General features: G+C 56.7%; 15 protein-coding genes. 1 reads left to right on the top strand and 14 read right to left on the bottom strand.

Features of this window, described 5'->3' with window-relative positions:
- Positions 1-62: 62 nt before the first annotated feature.
- Positions 63-992: a tRNA (adenosine(37)-N6)-dimethylallyltransferase MiaA gene (gene miaA / locus X474_RS22110; RefSeq protein ID WP_044352033.1), complete on the bottom strand. Its 930-nt coding sequence runs from the start codon at positions 990-992 to the stop codon at positions 63-65.
- On the bottom strand, positions 985-2892 hold the full coding sequence (gene mutL, locus X474_RS22105; RefSeq protein WP_044352031.1) for a DNA mismatch repair endonuclease MutL: 1908 nt from the start codon (positions 2890-2892) through the stop codon (positions 985-987). Before mutL ends, miaA begins: the two co-directional genes overlap by 8 nt.
- A gap of 269 nt (positions 2893-3161) precedes the next feature.
- On the opposite strand from mutL, the gene X474_RS22100 reads away from it, so the two are divergent.
- Positions 3162-3356 (top strand): hypothetical protein, encoded by a 195-nt coding sequence (locus X474_RS22100; protein WP_044352030.1) that lies wholly within the window; start codon positions 3162-3164, stop codon positions 3354-3356.
- A 42-nt stretch (positions 3357-3398) separates the two neighbouring features.
- On the opposite strand, the gene X474_RS22095 is transcribed toward X474_RS22100, so the two are convergent.
- From X474_RS22095 to X474_RS22040, 12 genes are all read right to left on the bottom strand, one after another.
- Entirely contained in the window at positions 3399-4130 is a 732-nt protein-coding gene (locus X474_RS22095; protein WP_044352029.1) for a sugar phosphate nucleotidyltransferase, read from the bottom strand.
- A 33-nt stretch (positions 4131-4163) separates the two neighbouring features.
- Complete coding sequence (truA, locus tag X474_RS22090) at positions 4164-5003, bottom strand: tRNA pseudouridine(38-40) synthase TruA (RefSeq protein WP_052515512.1); 840 nt, start codon at positions 5001-5003, stop codon at positions 4164-4166.
- A 33-nt stretch (positions 5004-5036) separates the two neighbouring features.
- Positions 5037-6074 carry an N-acetyl-gamma-glutamyl-phosphate reductase gene (argC, locus tag X474_RS22085; protein ID WP_082464566.1) on the bottom strand — a complete coding sequence of 346 codons (1038 nt, stop codon included), beginning with the start codon at positions 6072-6074 and terminating at the stop codon, positions 5037-5039.
- An 84-nt stretch (positions 6075-6158) separates the two neighbouring features.
- A complete protein-coding gene (gene rpsI, locus X474_RS22080) occupies positions 6159-6551 on the bottom strand; it encodes a 30S ribosomal protein S9 (protein WP_044352026.1) in 393 nt (130 codons plus the stop codon).
- Between the two features lie 3 nt (positions 6552-6554).
- Entirely contained in the window at positions 6555-6992 is a 438-nt protein-coding gene (gene rplM, locus X474_RS22075; RefSeq protein WP_044352024.1) for a 50S ribosomal protein L13, read from the bottom strand.
- Between the two features lie 225 nt (positions 6993-7217).
- Positions 7218-9467 (bottom strand): LPS-assembly protein LptD, encoded by a 2250-nt coding sequence (locus tag X474_RS22070; protein WP_044352023.1) that lies wholly within the window; start codon positions 9465-9467, stop codon positions 7218-7220.
- A 138-nt stretch (positions 9468-9605) separates the two neighbouring features.
- Positions 9606-10883, bottom strand: coding sequence for a bifunctional folylpolyglutamate synthase/dihydrofolate synthase (locus X474_RS22065; protein WP_044352199.1), 1278 nt, complete (start codon positions 10881-10883; stop codon positions 9606-9608).
- A gap of 232 nt (positions 10884-11115) precedes the next feature.
- Positions 11116-13254 carry an ATP-dependent helicase gene (locus X474_RS22060; protein WP_044352022.1) on the bottom strand — a complete coding sequence of 713 codons (2139 nt, stop codon included), beginning with the start codon at positions 13252-13254 and terminating at the stop codon, positions 11116-11118.
- Positions 13251-15716: a hydroxymethylbilane synthase gene (hemC, locus tag X474_RS26970; protein ID WP_231688369.1), complete on the bottom strand. Its 2466-nt coding sequence runs from the start codon at positions 15714-15716 to the stop codon at positions 13251-13253. The genes X474_RS22060 and hemC overlap by 4 nt, the downstream gene beginning before the upstream one ends.
- Positions 15717-15741: 25 nt before the next feature.
- Complete coding sequence (locus X474_RS22050; protein WP_044352021.1) at positions 15742-15957, bottom strand: FmdB family zinc ribbon protein; 216 nt, start codon at positions 15955-15957, stop codon at positions 15742-15744.
- A 143-nt stretch (positions 15958-16100) separates the two neighbouring features.
- Positions 16101-17048 carry a GSU2086 family protein gene (locus tag X474_RS22045; protein WP_044352020.1) on the bottom strand — a complete coding sequence of 316 codons (948 nt, stop codon included), beginning with the start codon at positions 17046-17048 and terminating at the stop codon, positions 16101-16103.
- Positions 17045-17638 (bottom strand): D-sedoheptulose 7-phosphate isomerase, encoded by a 594-nt coding sequence (locus tag X474_RS22040; protein WP_231688368.1) that lies wholly within the window; start codon positions 17636-17638, stop codon positions 17045-17047. The genes X474_RS22045 and X474_RS22040 overlap by 4 nt, the downstream gene beginning before the upstream one ends.
- Between the last annotated feature and the right edge of the window lie 41 nt (positions 17639-17679).

Genomic DNA, 17679 nt, shown 5'->3' with positions numbered 1-17679 from the left:
GAATTTTCCCGGCCCGAATCAACGGCTTACTCCACACCGCCGGTAAATTTACCAGTTTTACCCTAAACCTGTATGGGCCATATTTCGGAGGCTTTATCGGCTATGGCCTCAAGATCGTCAGGGGCATGCCAATGTATGTTTTTCATCCCCTTGAACCAGGTCAACTGCCTTTTGGCATAGGCCCTGGTGTCGCGTATGGTCTGCTCCAGGGCCTCATCACTGCCGATTTGCCCCGTCAGCATGGCCACCACCTGCCGATACCCCAGGGTTTTAAGAGACTTGGCGTCCGGCGGGACCCCGGAATCCAAAAGCCCCCTGACCTCCTCCACAAAACCATTCTCCCACATCAGGCGCGAGCGCTCGGCTATTCTTTGAAAAAGTTCTTCCCTGGGCCGGATAAGGCCCACCATAAGGTGTTTATACCGGTCTTTTTGAAAGCCATGACCGGTCTGACGTTCGCTAAAGGGCCTGCCGGTCTGGATACACACCTCAAGCGCCCTCAGGACCCTCTGGCGGTCGTTTTTATGGATACGCTCCCCTGCCCCTGGGTCCAGGCGGCAAAGCTTCCCATGCATGAAATCAAGGCCTTTATCCTCCCATTCACGCCTGAGCTCAGCCCGTAGAGCCGGATCAACCTCCGGCGCCGGAACCAGGCCGTGTAAAAGCGCCTTGATATAAAGCCCGGTCCCCCCGGCCACCAGGGCGCGCCTCCCTCTTTGGTGCAGATCAGCGATGACCCGGTCTGCCATCTCCACATAGCGGGCCGCGTCAAAGGGTTCGTCCGGGTCCACCACGTCCACCATGTGATGGGGAGCCAGGGCCTGTTCAGCCAAGGTGGGCTTGGCGCTGCCGATATCCAGCCTCCGGTAGATCTGCACACTGTCCGCGCCCACCACTTCGGCCCCAAAGGACCGGCAGAGTTTTACGCAGGCAGAGGTCTTGCCCACCGCAGTGGGTCCCACCAGCACCATTAGGGCGTTTTGGTCAGTCATCTTCCTTGGTCTCGCTTCGCTTGAACAACCGTCCCAGCTCATAAGCCGAAACGGCCAGCATAACCGGCCTGCCGTGAGGGCAGGTAACCGGCGGCGGCAGTGAGGCCACCTTTGCCGCCAGGTCATTCAATTCGGCATGGCTTAAATGCTGGCCCTGTTTAATGGCCGAACGGCAGGCCAGAGAACGCAGGCTCACCTCGGCAAACTCCGGGGTGGAGGCGCTTACTCCGGACTGGGCCAGTTCAGCCAGAAGATCCCGCACCACCGGGGCCGGGTCCTTGCCCATCAAAAACTGAGGTATGGCGGTTATGGCCCAGGTCAGGCCGCCAAAAGGCTCCAAGACCAGGCCCAGGCGGGACCAGTCTTCCGCCTGACGAGCGGCCCAATCCGCCTCGACCGGGGTCAGCTCCATGGTTACCGGCGACAACAGCCCCTGCCTGGGGCAGTGCCCCTGTTCAAGCCCCCGGCGCATGCGGTCATAGGCCAAACGCTCATGGGCTGCGTGCTGGTCTATGATCAGAAGCCCCTTGGGCCAGGCGCAGACAATATACAGGTTGTGAAGTTGCCCCAAAACCGTCACGTCACCGGCCGGTTCAAATAATGGGCGGGGTTTGAAACCCGGCGTCTTTCCCGGTTCAACAGAAGACTCCGGGGGAGTGCTTGCAAAGGAATCCAAGGCCGGTGTGGATATGGTGTTCAGCTGTTCCGTCCGGCCTGGGCGGTAGTTGATCCCGGATGAGAAATCATCTTTCAACCAGGATTTACGCCCTTGTTCAGGCTCTGGCAATCCGGGCTCGGCCACCCTGGGCAGGGGGTTCACAGGCGCAGTCTCCGGCTGATATGGCCGGGAAAAGGTCCTGGCCGTGGTTGCGGGCCCGGCAGGCTCTTTTTCCTGCGACTGGGCCAACCCCCTTCTGATCCCCTGTACAAAAGCATCGTGCACAAGGTTGGCCTCCCTGAACCTGACCTCTGTTTTGGCGGGGTGCACGTTCACATCCACCAAGGCGGGGTCCAGTCTGACATGCACAACCATGACAGGCCTTCTACGCTCCGCAAAAAGCCCCAGATAAGCCTGGCCCACCGCGTGTATCAAAACCTTGTCCCGCACATAGCGGCCATTGACAAAGGTGTACACCTGGTCATACCCGGTGCGGCTGAGGCTCGGCAGACCGGCCAGGCCGGTTATGAACAAAGGCCCGGACTCCTCATAAAGGGGCACCATCCGGGCGGCCGTATCCCGCCCCAAAAGCGCGGCCACCCTGCCTTTGAGATCGTCTGTGGCGGGCAGGTCGAAAACCTGTCTGGAGCCGCTTTTAAACCGAAAAGCCACTTTGGGATTGGCCAGGGCCAGGCGAAACATGGTTTGGGTGAGATGGCTGTTCTCGGTGGTCGCGCTCTTTAAAAATTTGCGGCGGGCCGGAGTGTTGTGAAACAGATCCTTCACCTCGATCAGGGTGCCGACCGGGCAGCCGGTTTCCTTGACTTCGCGAATGGAGCCGCCCACCACCTTCAGCTCCGAGCCCACCTCGTTTTGGGCCGTGCGCGACCTCATCAAGAGCTTGCTCACCGCAGCCACACTCGGAAGGGCCTCGCCCCTGAATCCCAGGGTGGAGACGCTAACCAAATCCTCCGCCCTGAGCACCTTGCTGGTGGCGTGGCGCTCCAGGGCCAGGAGCATGTCATCGGGCTCCATGCCGTGTCCGTTGTCCACCACCCTGATCAAACGGCGGCCTCCGCCCTGAACCTCCACCCCTATGCGGGTGGACCCGGCGTCCAGGGAGTTTTCCACCAGTTCCTTAAGCACACTGGCCGGACGCTCCACCACCTCGCCCGCGGCGATCTGGTTGGCCACGGCCTCGGGCAGAACCCTGACTCTGTTGTTTTTTATCTGCTTGTCCATACTCTAGACATATAGCACACGGCACGCAATCCGGCCAAAACAGGTTTTCCGTTTGAAGGCCCGCTTGCGCGGCAATCATGGTTTTGCTAAGTTTGGCAGGGTCGGGGATGTGCTTAAGGGTTCATTCTTGGGTCGGGCGGCCCCGCCGGGATGTGTTAGAATGTGCCTTCTTCCATCCGGCGGGCAACCACCGGCTTTGGCCGAGAGCCTTTTTACCCAACCGATCCACCCGGCCTTCAACCCTATGCTAAAAAACCAAGGAGCCGTAAATGGCCGCACAGAACAATCAGACTCCCACCCCGGGCAAGCTTGACCAGGATCAAGAGGCCTATCTGCGGGCCAGCAAGGAAATTGCCGTTAAATTCATTGAAACCGGCCGACTCAGCCTGGGTTCTTTTAACGCGGCCTTCAGGCAGATCTACACCACCATAAAAGATACAGTGGAAGAAAAAAAAGAAGCCTGACTCCGGCCCAATAGGCGCAGTCAGGCTTCTTTTGATCAACCGCTACAGGTTGTTGGCGCCGGTCCGGGCCACCAGGTTGCTGACCTTGAGCAGGCTGTCAAAGGTGCCCGCATCCGCCCACCAGCCGTCGAGCACATCATAGGTCAGGTCTCCGCGCTCAAGGTAGGCGTTGTTCACATCGGTTATCTCCAGCTCCCCCCGGCCGCTGGGTTTCAGGGTATTTATAATCTCAAAGACATCGGCGTCATACATGTAAATTCCGGTCACCGCATAGGGGCTCTTGGGATCGGCGGGCTTTTCCTCAACTCTTATGACGCGGTTGTTCTCATCAAAAACAGGCACCCCGAACCTCTGGGGATCGGGCACCTCTTTTAAAAGAATCTTTCCGCCGCTGGGCTGGGCCTTATAGGCATCCACCGCGCCTTTTATTGATTTTTCAATAATATTGTCACCCAACACCACGCAGATGCGGTGGCCTTCGACAAAGGGTTCGGCAACTTTCAAGGCTGCGGCAATACCACCCTCGCCTTCCTGGTAGCCGTAGTTCAGATGCCTAAGCCCAAAATCAGCCCCATTGGCCAAAAGGCGTAAAAAGTCACCGGCATTGTTGCCGCCGGTCACTACCATGATGTCTTTGATTCCGGCGTTTACCAAAGCTTGGATGGGGTAAAACACCATGGGCTTGTCATAGACGGGCAGGAGGTGTTTGTTGGTTATTCTGGTCAGCGGGTGCAGCCTGGTGCCCAACCCGCCAGCTAAAACGATACCCTTCATTTATCTCTAGCCTCCTAACATAAGACTCATTTTTTAAAGAACTTGCGTGTTCAGATGCAAGGGATGATCATAATACACCCGATTAAGGTAAAGCCCTCCGGCAGGCGCCTTGGGACCAGGGTGAAATCTATTTCCAGCCTCTAGCATATCAAAAAGCGCCTCGGGCGGCAGCTTGCCCCAGCCTATTTGGGCCAGGGTGCCGACCAGGTTGCGAACCACATGACGCAAAAAGCCGGTTGCCGTCAGGCTGATGCGCCAAGGACCGCCGGGTTCCTGGGCCAGCTCGGCGGCGAGCACCCTGCGCACAGTGGAACCCTTGACCTCCACTCCCTGGCTTGCCATGGCCCTTAAATCCCGGTCTCCCGGCAACCCGGCCAAAGCTTCCTTGATTCTCCCGGCATTTAGATCACGGTCAAGATCCCATACCCGATTTTGCAAAAAAAGGCGTCCTTTTTTCCCGGGCCAAATAAAATAGTCATAGGTCTTGGCCTTGGCGTCATAACGTGCGTGAAAACCGGGACGCACCTGTCCCAGGCCGCGTAGACAGACCTCAGGCGGCAACATGGCCTTAAGGCCCTTTTCCATGCGTTCAAGGCTTAAATTACTGTTTGTGGTGAAACTGGCCACCTGGCCCCAGGCATGAACTCCGGCATCTGTCCTGCCGCTGGCCGCCACCCGAATGGGTTCGTTGCAGAGCCTGGTCAAACAGGACTCCAAAGCTCCCTGAACTGTGGAGCCCTTGGGTTGAACCTGCCAACCTAAAAAGGCATCGCCGCAATAGGCCAGCACCAAGGCCAGAGTCCTCTGATCCTCCGGCCCCGGATCTTCCGTTGATTGGTCAAGAGCGTCAAAGGGCGGGTAGCAGCCCGCCATTCTTTGCCAAAATGTTTCCAATTCAGATCGTTTCTACGGGGTCTGCCCCAAACCGGTCAATCCAAGCCCCTCATCCATCCCCAGCATCAAATTGGCGTTCTGAAGGGCCTGTCCGGAGGCTCCCTTGGTAATGTTATCCAAAGTTGAAAAAATCTTCATAAGGCCGCTTCTGGGGTCCTTGGCAAGGCCGATCTGCACCCGGTTGGTTCCCCTAACCTCTTTGGTGGCCGGAAGCCGCCCTTCGGGAAGAATGCGAACAAAAGGTTCATTTGAGAAGGCTTTTTCCCAAGAGACGTATATTTCCTTTTCGCTCACCTTGTCTGCGGGCTTGGCATAAATGGTGGAGAGGATTCCCCGATCCATCGGCAAAAGATGGGGTGTAAAAGTCAGACGGACCTCTCCGCCCGCGGCCAGGGAAAGTTCCTGTTCCATCTCGGGGGTGTGTCTGTGTCCGGCCACGGCATAGGGTTTGAAATTCTCATGCACCTCGCCGTGAATCAGGTTCAGGGAGGCCTTGCGCCCGGCGCCGGATACGCCAGAAGCGCTGTTGGCTATAATGCCCTCTCTCTGAAGAAGGCCGTCACGCAGCAGGGGAATCAAAGGCATTATCACACTGGTTACATAACAGCCCGGATTGGCTGTGAGCCTGGCCTTTTTTATCAGCTCTCTGTTAAACTCGGGCAGACCATAGGCCGCTTCGGCCAGAAACTCCGGGCAGGTGTGCGGCACATACCACTTTTCATAAAGCGAAGCGTCTTTGATGCGGAAATCAGCAGAAAGGTCAACAACCTTTACCCCGGCCGCCATAAGATCGGGCACGGCGTTCATTGCCGCCTGATGAGGCACGGCTAAAAATACCAGATCAATATCCTTGACCAGGCTTTCATGGTCCGGCTCCACAAAAGAAAGCGTGACTTCACCTCCAAGCGCTCCGAAAACCTGTTCCACCGGCTGGCCGCAAAACTGTCTGGAACTCACCGCCTTAAGGTCAAGATCAGGATGAGCTGAGATCAGCCGCATCAACTCCGCACCAGTATATCCACTTGCTCCGATGATTGAGACGTTAGCCACTTTGACCCTCCCCTTACACGCGCAAAAAAGAAGGGAAGGCCCACTCTTGCGGACCTTCCCCAGTAATTCCGAGAATAACAGGATCTAGCGTTTGGAGTACTGGAACCTGGCCCTTGCGCCACGCTGACCGTACTTCTTTCGCTCTTTCTTTCGGGGATCGCGGGTAAGGAACCCGGCTTTTTTCAAGACCCCGCGCAACTCAGGGTTGTACTCCAGAAGAGCCCTGGCGATGCCGTGCCTGATGGCGCCGGCCTGACCGGAGTCACCACCGCCGCGCACGTTGACCATGACGTCGAACTGGCCCAGAGTTTCGGTGAGGTTCAAGGGCTGACGCAGCACAAAGCCGTCCACCTCGCGATGGAAGTACTTGTCGGCGGGCCGCTTGTTCACGGTGATATTGCCTTCGCCGGGCAGTAGCCAACAGCGGGCAATCGAAGTTTTTCTCTTACCTGTGGCGTAGTAGCGTTGTTCGCTCATTCTTTAACCTTTGATCTCCCAAGTCTGAGGTTTCTGCGCGGCATGGGGATGATCAGGGCCGGCGTAGACCTTCAATTTTTTGATAAGCTTGCGGCCCAGGCTATTTTTGGGCAGCATGCCGCGGACTGCGTGTTTCAACAGTTCTTCGGGCTTGGTTTCCAACAATTTGGCGGCGTTCACAGTCTTCATGCCACCCAGGTAGCCACTGTGATGGTGGTACTTTTTCTGCTCCCACTTGCGGCCGGTGAGCCTTACCTTTTCGGCATTGACCACCACCACAAAATCGCCTGTATCCTGGTGAGGAGAGAAAGAAGGTTTATGCTTGCCGCGCAACCGCATAGCCACTTGGGAGGCCAAGCGTCCCAGAATCAGGTCCTTAGCATCCACCACGAGCCAGTCGCGGGAAATATCATCTTGTTTAGCCACGTATGTCTTCTGCATTTTTTAAGCCGGGCCTCTATCAGTTATTTTTTAATGGATTTTAGTATGGCCTGTTCACGCCTACAAAAGCTGTATTTATAGGCGAAAAAAACCCATCTGTCAAGAGGGTAGCCCACTAAAATTGCTCGGGAAGGAATAATACCAAACCCGGGGGCATCTGGCCATGATTAATCGCCCAACCCGGAAAAAACCGGGTCGGGCCGCCATTTTTCCTTAAAATATTACTCAGTTAGTACTGCTGTTCATCTGGCCGTAGCCAAAGATATCGCCGAATCCGCCGAGGCTGAAGACCAGCCAGAAACCGGAATCCCGGAAATGGGAATCCGTAACCATGGCCTTTATGCCCCAGCACTGTCCCTCGTAAGCCACTTCATAGGTTTCTTCAAAGTCAAACTCTTCCTTGAAGTCCTTGTGGTTGATGTAGCTCACGGACCATTCCTGATTGATGGCGACCTTAAGTTCCGCGCGCAGCTGGTTCACCCTGTCATAGGTGTTGCGATAGTCCAGGGTTATGGAGTCGCCGCGTTTATCCTCCAGGGAGACTTCTGCGTTTATCCTGGTGAACCGGTTGTCATAAAGGTTCCAGGAGGTGTCTGCCTCCACATAGATATAGTCCGAAGGCTCGAACTCCAAGCGGCCGGTGACTGCGCCCCAATAGCGGTTGCGGTCGTAAACCGGGTCATTGCCGCCCCTGTAACGGGCAAGGTCAAAGCTGTGATTTATAGCTATGCGCAAAAATTCTTGATAAATCGGTTCAATGTCGCCTGTTGTCTCGTTTTTACCCATCACCTTGCTGGTGAAGGTGTTGTTTATACCATAGGCGACCTGATTCGTCAGGGTGATGTTGCGCCTGGCCAGTGTGGCCATGTCTTCTTCTTCATCCTCCTGGTTGGGGCGGAAGGTATAGGTGACATTGGGCCGCATGGCGTGCTTGATCTTAAAGGGATCCTCGGCCGAGCCGAAATCAAAGACCCTGAACAGATAGGTCGAGGCCAGGGTTTGAAACTTCCAGTCCTGGCTGATGCCGGTCTTGTTATGGTCCGGATCCTCGGTAATTTTTTTAATAGCGCCGCTTGAAAGCTCCCGGTCCCAATCGTCAGCGGTCACGGCATAGAGCCTGGGACTATAGGTGAACCGCGGCTCCAATGTAAGGTAGTCGTTAAAGTTAAGCGGCAGGGAGACCGAGGGGCTCAAGTCGGCCACGTTTCCGGTGGCTCCGTTTTCCCGGTAGTAATACCGGTAATATGATTTCATCCAGAAATAGAGCCCCGTTTCACCCAGGGCCTGCCTGGTGGCGGTGTAGGACAAATAGGGCAGCTCCTGTAAGGTGCGCTTATTGTCGGTCAAGAGGTTATCGTAATAATAAAAAGTGCCGTTAAAAGAGGTGTTGGTCCAGGAGCGGGCAAAGTTTACCTTGCTGGTCCTGATGGTCGAGGTCCTGGGATCCAGATCCCTGCCGAACCACTCGGAAAAACGATTCAGAGAAGAAGAATATCCGCTGTGCCCCTGGTTGAATTCCTTAAGGAAATCAACATCGCTTACCAGGTCGATGTCGGTCTTGACTGTAATCAGGTCATCGAACATGGTGCCGTCTGATTTCATGCGGAACCAGTAGCGGGTGTTGTAAGGGCTTTCGATCTCGCCCTTCTCGTGCAGCTCGGAGGCCATGCCGTCTTCGGGCATGAAGTCGAACATAACCATGCCCTTGGATTCTTCCCTGCGGTTATAGCGATATTCCAGGCCCAGGTCCACCCCGCGCTTGGTCATCATGTTCAGGGTGATAGTGGCGTCCTGGTCTTCGCCAAGGGTCAGGAAGTAAGGTTGGTTGTAGACAAAGCCGTCCCTGTCCGACATTCCCATCATGGGGGCCAACAGGCCGGATTGGCGTTTGAATTTGGCCGGGAATATCACCTTGGGCAGCCAGATCAGGGGAACATCCATGAAGCGAAAGGTGGAGTCTTCGGCCCTGCCGTATCCGTCCAGGGTGACATCCAGCTCCTTGCCGGTGAATTTCCAGTCAGGGTCGGAGCCGTCGCAGGTGGTGAAAAAGCCGTTGCGCAACTTAAAGGTGTCGCGCCCGGTTTTCTCGATCTCTTCACCATTTAAGTAGTAGTGATTGGCCTTGACAAAGACAATGCCGTTGTAGATCTTGCCTGTGCTTGCCTGCAGGTCAATGGCCATGCGGTCGCCTGTCATCACATGTTCGACCGTGACCATGCGCACCCTGCCTTCGGCCTCTGCCACCAGGGTCTGGCTGTCCAGGCGTACTTTATCCGCATAAATACTGACGGCGCCCCGCTTAATCTCGACCTCGCCTCTGGCAGAGTAGGCCAAGGTCCGCTCATCGTATTCCACATAGTCCGCCCTGATATCCACCGGGCCCTGGGCATTCACCCTGATAAGTTCGCTCTGGGCCCATGCCTGGGTCTCAACACCCGCAAACACAGCCGTCAGGCAAAGAACCAAGATCGCCAATCGCGCTAAGCGCCCGCTTCCAAACACTATCGCCTCCTCACCCCTTACTTGGGGGCATATGACATATCCGCTGTCGCAGCCTAGCAAATGACCGGATGCAAGGCAAGTCGCTTTGACAATACCCGCATTTTATTAGTGTCAATCGGTCTCCAAAAAGGACAGGGCCTCCCCTACTGTAAACAGAGAACCGGTTATCAAGACGGCTCCATCCGGACCGGCCAGGCGGACGGCCCTTTTGACAGCCTCTTTGAGATCCTTTTCCGTTTCGTAGTCCAGGCCCCTGGGCGCCGCCTCGGCCAGCACCTGGGGATCCGCCGCCCTTTTGTAGTGTGGGCGGCTGAAGATCACCTTGTCTGCGGCCGGAGTCAAAAGCCCCAGAATGTGCCGAAGGTCTTTATCGGCCATGACTCCCAGAACCATAATCAGCCGGGAGCTCGCGCCCCTGACCTCGTCCAGGCTCTCGACCAGGGCCTTGGCCGCGGGCACGTTATGGGCCCCGTCCAGCCAGATGGCGGGCTCCCCCTCTTTGTGACTCACTTTATCCAAACGCCCGGGCCAGCGCACCCCGGCCAGTCCCCGGCGTATATGCTCTTCATTTATCTCGTATCCGTGGAAGGAAAGCTCTTCCAGCACCCCCAGGGCCAAACAGGCGTTTGAAGGTTGGTGTCTGCCGGCCAGGCTGGTCCTGAGCCCTTTTAAGTCCCACTTTCTTCCTTTCAGATTAAATGATCCATCCTTTAATCTGCGGAAAAAAATATCTCTTCCCCTGGCCACCACGGGAGATTCCAGGGAACGGGCCGTATCTTCTATCACCTTTTTGGCGCTTTTTTGCAAAACTCCGTGTACACAAGGCACTTTCGGTTTTATTATACCCGCCTTTTCCCTGGCGATGTGGGCCAGAGTCGGCCCCAGGTATTCCTGATGCTCAAGGCCAAGAGTGGTGATAACCGAAACCAGGGGCGAACAGATATTGGTGGCGTCTAGGCGTCCGCCCATCCCGGTTTCCAGAAGCACCGGGTCCGCCTTTTTCTCGGCAAACCAGACAAAGGCCATGGCGGTTACAAATTCAAAAAATGTGGGGGGCTCCCTTTCATCCACCACCTGCCAAACCTTCCGGCTTATTCTTAGTACATCCTCTTTTTCAATTTCCCGGCCGCCCACCTTGAAACGCTCGGTAAATCTGACCAGGTGAGGAGAAACATACATGCCGGTTTCATAGCCCGCTTCGCGCAGGGTCGCGTCAACCATCGCAGCCACCGACCCCTTGCCGTTGGTTCCGGCCAGGTGCACGCATTTGAGCGATTTATGGGGATTTCCCAAACGGGAAAGCAGGTTTTCCGTGGAGCTCAGCCCCAGTTTGATGCCGAATTTCTGCAGCTCGTAGATTTTTTTCAGGTTTTCTTGGTATTGTTCCATGGTCTCCACCACAGGTGCGCGCCTTTGCTCATATTAAAGATCACTCCAAGATATTCCAAAAACACATTTCAGCCCAGAGGAAAATTGACCCTGCAAACACGCACCTGACTTCTATTAACCGCTTTAAAGGCCAAGGCCTGCCGTATTTTTGTAATCCGGCCAGAAGACGAAGCTTGAGCCGGACTTTTTACAGAACTTAAATTCTTGGCATCCGGCCTTTTTTCACGGCTTCCTAAACGGAAGAAAGATTGGCGAGGCGCAACATGAGCGTCTTCAGGCCATGGGAGCCGAAATGGACCAGAATTTTATCATTCCCCTTGTAGCCCATGACCTTGCCCTGGCCAAAAGCCTGGTGACTGACCTTGGCCCCCACCTTGTAAGGCCTGGCCTGGCTCATACTGCCCCGGGATTCCGGAGAGCTGGGCTCGGGAACTGGGAAGATCGGTCCCTTTTGCGGTTTTTTCAGCATTTCAGGGGGCAAATCATCCAAAAAGCGGCTCACATCCAGCCTTCTGAAGCCGGTCCCCTCAAAATACTGTTCCTGGGGAGAAAAAATGGTCAGGCTCTTGGCCGCCCTGGTGCAGGCAACATACATGAGCCTGCGCTCTTCCTCCACGGCCTGGGGATCATCCATGGCCGCAAAGGCCGGGAAACGCCCCTCAGAGGCCCAAATTACAAACAAATGCGGCCATTCCTTGCCCTTGGCCGAATGGGCCGTGCTCAAGGTGAGGGGGTCCGCCGGGACCTCGCCCGGCTCCCCGGCCGGAGGATCCAGGACTGTATCGGCCAAAAACTCCCACAGAGTCGAACTCTGGCTCGCCAGTCCGGGGAGTTCTTTCAAGTCCTTGAGCCTTCTGGGATAATCCTCATAGGCATCCACGCAGATGGGCTCGTAATACTCCAGGACTTCCTCCATCAGCCGAATGGGTTCGGCATTGGGGCGGGCCAGGCTGACAAATAATTCCGAGAGGTTTTTAAGCCCCGGATACTTGGTTGCCTGGGGCAAAGAAGCCAACTTGGGCCCGTATTCCTCAGGCGAATTCAAGTCAACCAGATAGGCTATGATCTGCTGAGCGGTTTTGGGCCCCACCTTGGGCAAAAGCATCAAAAGCCTTTGCCAGGAAAGAAAATCCAGGGGATTGGCCAGAACCCTCAAATGGGCCATGACGTCTTTTACATGGGACAGGGCCACAAAATTGATCCCGCCGTATTTTACAAAAGGCAGCCTCTCGGCCCTCAGGGCGGATTCCAGGTCAAAGGAATCCCTTCCGGCCCGGAAGATAACCGCTATTTCCTTGGGCCTCACCCCTTGGTCCAAAAGTTCGCGAATGCGTTCCATAACCTGGCGTGACTGGGCCTTCTGCTCCCTGGGGCGCAGCAACTCAGGCCTGACTCCGCCGGTCTTTTCGGTATAGAGGTTTTTGGCAAAGCCCTCCTCTGCCCGGGAGATCACCTCGTTGGTCAGGTCCAAAATGGGCTGGGTGGAGCGGTAGTTGCGCTCCAGCTTCACCACCTTGGTATTGATAAAGCGCTTGGGGAACTCAAGGATGTTCTCCACCCTGGCTCCCCTGAAGGCGTAGATGGACTGGGCATCGTCACCCACCACCATGACGTTCTGGTGCTCTGTGGTGAGCCACTCCAAAAGCCTGGCCTGCACCGCGTTGGTGTCCTGATACTCGTCCACCAGAATATAACGCCACCTGTGTCCGAGTTCCTTGCGCACATGGGGCTGGGTCTTTAACAGCTCCTCGGTCAGGAACAAAAGGTCGTCATAATCCACCAGGGCCTGATCCCTTTTGGCTTGGGTAAAGGCCTTGGCCACCCTTTCCAGCCGGTCCAGATAACCCGCCAACTGCTCGGCATGCCTGAAGACCGTTTCTTCCAGACTCAGCTCAAGGTTGCGGGACTTGCTGATCAGGTCGGCTATGGTGCGGTTTCTGGGAAACTTGCGGTCGCCCTTTTGCTTCACCCCCAGCTCCGCCACCACTCCCTTTATGATCTGCTGCACATCAGCCGGATCTATAATGGTGAAACTTCTGGGAAGTTCTATGGACTCGCCATAGGTCCGCAAAAGCCTGTGGGCCACGGAATGAAAGGTGCCGCCCTGAACATCGGCGCAGGCCGGGTTAAGCTCCCTGGCCCGGGTAAGCATTTCGCTGGCCGCGGCCCTGGTAAAGGTGAGCAGAAGAATGCTGTTTGCATCCACGCCCTGCTCAACCAGGTGGGCCACCCTGTGCACCAGGGTGCGGGTCTTGCCCGTGCCCGCTCCGGCTATTACCAACATGGGGCCCTTGCCCTGGGTCACGGCATAGGTCTGGGCCTCGTTCAACCCGTCCAGGATCGATTTCCGGTGCTGATCAGTTAAGCTCATTTTTCGCTGAAGCCGTCTTTAACGGCCTTGACCAGGTCGTCTATGGTGTAGGCCTGGGGCATGAAGTGCACCTTAAGGCCATATTCTTCGGCTGTTCCGGCGGTAATCGGCCCAATGGCCGCCACCTTCAGTTTGTCTTCACGGGTAAGGGAGGCGAAACGCTCCTTTTCCTGATCCGACAAAAGCTTCATCAGGTTTGAAACCGTGGAGCTGGCGGTAAAGGTCACCGCGTCCAGTCCCTGGTCCAGGGCCTGGATCACCTCTTCCCTGACGCCTTCGGGGGCCACGGTTTCATAGGCGCAGACCACATCCACATGGGCCCCTTGGGAGCGCAGGGTCTCGGGTAAAAGCTCCCTGGCCTTAAGCGCCCTGGGCAAAAGGACCCTGGCATCCTGAAGGTCATACTCGCTCATGGACTCCAAAAGGCCCTCGGCCACAAAGGTCTTGGCCACCAGATCCGGTTTAACGCCGATCACTGAAAGGGCCTTGCCCGTGGCGGGGCCTATGGTGGCCAGCTTAAGCCCGGCCAGATCGCGGGCGTCCTTGCCTGAAGCGGCAAGGGCGTGGGCAAAGGCGGTCACCCCGTTGGGGCTGGTGAAAACCAGCCAGTCGTATTTATGCAACTGCAAAACCGCATGGCGCAAGGGTCGGGGATCAGAAGGCGGCTTAATGGCAATAGTGGGGGTTTCGAGAATCTCCGCGCCCAGCTTGCCCAGGGCCTTTGTCAGCTTGCTGGCCTGTCCCCTGGCCCTGGTAACCATGATCCTGCGGCCAAAGAGCGGCAGTTTTTCATACCACAAAAGCTCGTCCCGCAGCCCGGCCACATCGCCCACAATGGTCACCGCAGGCGGTCTGAGCCCTGCCTTTTGCACCTTTTCCGGCAGGTCGGCCAAGGTGCCGGTCAAGGTCACCTGTTTGGGCGTGGTTCCCCAGCGCACAATGGCGCAAGGGGTGTTTGCCGGTTTGCCGTTTTCCATCAGGCGGTCGCAGATCATGGGCAGATTCTTGACTCCCATGAGAAAGACCAGGGTGCCCATACCGGCCAGGGCCGACCAGTTTATGGTCGAATCCGGCTTGGAGGGATCTTCATGGCCGGTCACAAAGGCCACTTCAGTGGAGCACCTGCGGTCTGTAACCGGTATGCCCGCATACGAAGGAGCGCTGATGGCGCTGGTTATGCCGGGCACCACCTCAAACGGCACATTTTTATGATATAGCGCGCTGGCTTCCTCGCCGCCCCGGCCAAAGACATAGGGGTCTCCGCCTTTGAGCCGCGTAACCACCAGACCCTTTAAGGCCAGATTGACCAGGAGCTCGTTGATATTCTCCTGGCTCATGGTGTGGTCGCCGCCTTTTTTACCAACGTAAATTTTCTCGGCGTCCAAAGGAGCCAAGGCCAGAAGCTCAGGGTTGGCCAGGAAGTCGTATACCACCACCTGGGCCTCGGCCAGACAGCGGGCTCCCTTTCGGGTAAGCAGTTCGGGATCACCCGGACCGGCCCCGACCAGATAGACCTTGCCCATTTCTTCCCCGGAGGGCGCGTAAACTTCCCGCAATATCTCCGCCCCTCCCTGGTCCAAAACCTCCAGGCCCACCTTTTCGCCCAAATCCGCAGCCTTTTCCCTGGGGCCTGCGGCCCGGGCGATGATCACCCTGGTTCCGTCCAGGCTGGCGACCAGCCCCTTGAGATGGAGCTGGTTAGCCTTTATTTGGGCATAACCCGCAATGGGAACCTGGCAGCCGCCTTCCAGACGAGCCAAAAAAGCCCTCTCCGCCTGGACGGCATAGGCGGTCTCAGGATGGTTCAGCTTGGAGACCAGCTCTCTCACCAGCTCGTCGTTCTCACGGATCTCTATACCCAGAGCCCCCTGGCCCACAGCGGGCAACAGCTCATCCGGCCCCAGCTCCTCCAGGTTCATGTCCCGGCCAAGCCCGAGCCGCCTGAGTCCGGCCGAGGCAAGCACCACGGCATCCAGATTCAGTTCCGTCAGCTTTTTCAGCCTGGTCTGTACATTGCCCCTGATGGATACAATCGAAAAATCAGGACGTACGGCCAGAAGCTGGGCAGCCCTGCGCAGACTGCTGGTGCCCACCCTGGCCCCCTGGGGTAAGGAGTTTAAGGAGCCGGACCTTGCCAGGACCAGAACATCGGCCGGGTTTTCCCTTTCGGTCACCGCGCCGAGTATGAGTCCCTGGGGAAGCTCGGCGGGCATGTCCTTCATGGAATGCACCGCCAGATCGGCCCTGCCGTCTATGAGAGCCTCTTCTATTTCCTTGACAAAAAGACCCTTGCCCCCCACCTTGGCCAGGGGTACATCCAGGATTTTGTCGCCTTTGGTCTTTATGATTTTAAGGTCCACGAGGAGGCCGGGGTTGGCCTGCGTAAGTTCCCGGGCCACCAGCTCTGCCTGGGCCAAGGCCAGCTTACTTCCCCTGGTGGCGATAACCACTTGGCGGTGCAATGGTGTCAACTCCCTTGCCTTTGAATTAATGGCAACTGGAGCAGGAGCCGCCGCTGCAGGAAGAGCAGCCGCCACCCGAGGAAGAGACCATGGGGCCGTCGCATTTGTGGGCAAAGCCGCTCAAAAGGCGCTCCACCTTTTCGGACTTGCACTCCGGGCAGGTCACTTTTTCGTCGCTCTTAAAGACCAGGATCTCAAAATCCTTGCCACAATCACTGCAATGATATTCATAGATGGGCATGATCCGTTCCTTTCAGAATTCGGTTCAATATGGTAGACGGGTTGCCGCTCGCTTTTGGCCTTTTGGCATTTCACCCGGCAACCCGCATTTTTCTTCCCTTTAACTCATGACATAAGCCCCTTGCCGCAATAATGCAAGGGGAGTTATATGCTCTTCCCCTGCCTAAGCTCGGCCACCATGGCCAAAACCAAGGGCAAATTGATCTCGTGGTGGCCTGTGATGAAAAGCCCCTCGCCGCCGGTCATGACCGGACGGCTCACCACATTGGTCATGGGACGGTAGTGGCGGATCATATCCAGGTTCACCGTGGTGAAATCGTGGGCATCCATACCCAAATTGCGGGCGGCGCTCAAGGCCTTGAGAAAAACCTCGGGCAAGACCACGGCCGACCCCACATTGAAAAACACCCCATGCTTCAACTCCCCAACCTGACTCACCAGAAGCCGGAAATCAAAATGAGATGCCCGGCCTGTGACCTGGCCGTCGAAACTGGGATGCATGTGAATAATATCCGAACCGATCGCAACATGCACGGTAAGCGGCAGGTCCAGCCTGGCGCAAGCGGCCAAAAGGGACAGCTCCAGGTTGGGGGGAGACGCCTCTAAAAGGGCCTCGCCCACTGCCCGGCCCAGGCCGTTTTCGCCCTTTTCAGCCACGGCCCGGTTGATGAATTCGCCGGTCTGGCGGGCCGTTCCAAAGCTGCCGTCGGCCAGGGCCTCGGCCACATCCTCGCTGGTGTGGCCGCTCAAGGCCATCTCCAGATCGTGGATCATTCCGGCCCCGTTCAAGGCCACCCCTGTGATCACAGACTTTTCCAGGGCGTCTATGAGCAAAGGGGAGAGTCCCACCTTGATAACATGGGCCCCCATGCCCAGAATCACCGGAGCGCCCATTTCACGGGCCTTAACCACGGCGCGGGCGGTTTTTCTCAAGTCATCCGCGGCCAGAAAACCGGGCAGGGTCTCTATGAATTCGGCCAGCCCGCCGCCGGGACGCCAGGGCTTGCCGAGCCGATCCTTCTCCACTTTGGAGGGCCTGGTGTCAAGGTCGCATAATTTAAGCTTGCCGAGATCCGCGGGTTTTATTTTCATTGACTGTGTCCAAAGAGTTTCAGGTCAACAAGTTCGCAAAGCAGATGCACCACCAGGCCGTGGACCTCCTGAATGCGCGGGGTCTCCAGGCTGGGGGCGCTTATGAGTATATCGCAGAGGCTTGTCATGCCGCCTTGTTTTTGGCCGGTGAGCCCCATGGTGAAAAGTCCCTTTTCCTTGGCCGCCTCCAGGGCTAAGAGCACATTGGCCGAAGAGCCGGAGGTTGAGATGCCGAGCGCTATATCCCCTTTTTCCCCCAGGGCCTTGACCTGTTTGGAAAAAACCTCATCAAAACTATAGTCGTTTCCAATGGCGGTTATGATGCTGGTGTCCGTGGTCAAGGCCAAGGCCGGCAAGGGCGGCCTCTCCAAAATAAAGCGGTTTACCAGTTCCGCAGCCAGATGCTGGGCATCCGCGGCAGAACCTCCGTTACCGAAGACCAAAACTTTGCCGCCCCTGGCAAAGGCTCCGGCCAGGGCATCGGCAGCCTCGATCACATCTTCCAAGCCCTGCTTGACAAACTCCGCCTTGACTTGCAAGGAACTTTCGCAGGATGCGCGGGCCACGTCTAAAAAATCAATCACTCCCACCTGGTTCCCCCTGTTACTGCCCCCTGAGCTTATTTCAGAAG

Origin of the sequence: Dethiosulfatarculus sandiegensis (assembly GCF_000931935.2) — a bacterium.
Taxonomy (GTDB): Bacteria; Desulfobacterota; Desulfarculia; order Desulfarculales; family Desulfarculaceae; genus Dethiosulfatarculus; species Dethiosulfatarculus sandiegensis.
The sequence above is the reverse complement of the archived record's forward strand: the minus strand, read 5'-3'. Positions and strand labels throughout refer to the sequence as shown.

Excerpts from the sequence above, each read along its gene's own strand:
- miaA (WP_044352033.1), bottom strand. The coding sequence starts at position 992 with ATGACTGACCAAAACGCCCTAATGGTGCTGGTGGGACCCACTGCGGTG.
- mutL (WP_044352031.1), bottom strand. The coding sequence starts at position 2,892 with ATGGACAAGCAGATAAAAAACAACAGAGTCAGGGTTCTGCCCGAGGCC.
- X474_RS22100 (WP_044352030.1), top strand. The coding sequence starts at position 3,162 with ATGGCCGCACAGAACAATCAGACTCCCACCCCGGGCAAGCTTGACCAG.
- X474_RS22095 (WP_044352029.1), bottom strand. The coding sequence starts at position 4,130 with ATGAAGGGTATCGTTTTAGCTGGCGGGTTGGGCACCAGGCTGCACCCG.
- truA (WP_052515512.1), bottom strand. The coding sequence starts at position 5,003 with ATGGCGGGCTGCTACCCGCCCTTTGACGCTCTTGACCAATCAACGGAA.
- rpsI (WP_044352026.1), bottom strand. The coding sequence starts at position 6,551 with ATGAGCGAACAACGCTACTACGCCACAGGTAAGAGAAAAACTTCGATT.
- rplM (WP_044352024.1), bottom strand. The coding sequence starts at position 6,992 with ATGCAGAAGACATACGTGGCTAAACAAGATGATATTTCCCGCGACTGG.
- X474_RS22065 (WP_044352199.1), bottom strand. The coding sequence starts at position 10,883 with ATGGAACAATACCAAGAAAACCTGAAAAAAATCTACGAGCTGCAGAAA.
- X474_RS22060 (WP_044352022.1), bottom strand. The coding sequence starts at position 13,254 with ATGAGCTTAACTGATCAGCACCGGAAATCGATCCTGGACGGGTTGAAC.
- X474_RS22050 (WP_044352021.1), bottom strand. The coding sequence starts at position 15,957 with ATGCCCATCTATGAATATCATTGCAGTGATTGTGGCAAGGATTTTGAG.
- X474_RS22045 (WP_044352020.1), bottom strand. The coding sequence starts at position 17,048 with ATGAAAATAAAACCCGCGGATCTCGGCAAGCTTAAATTATGCGACCTT.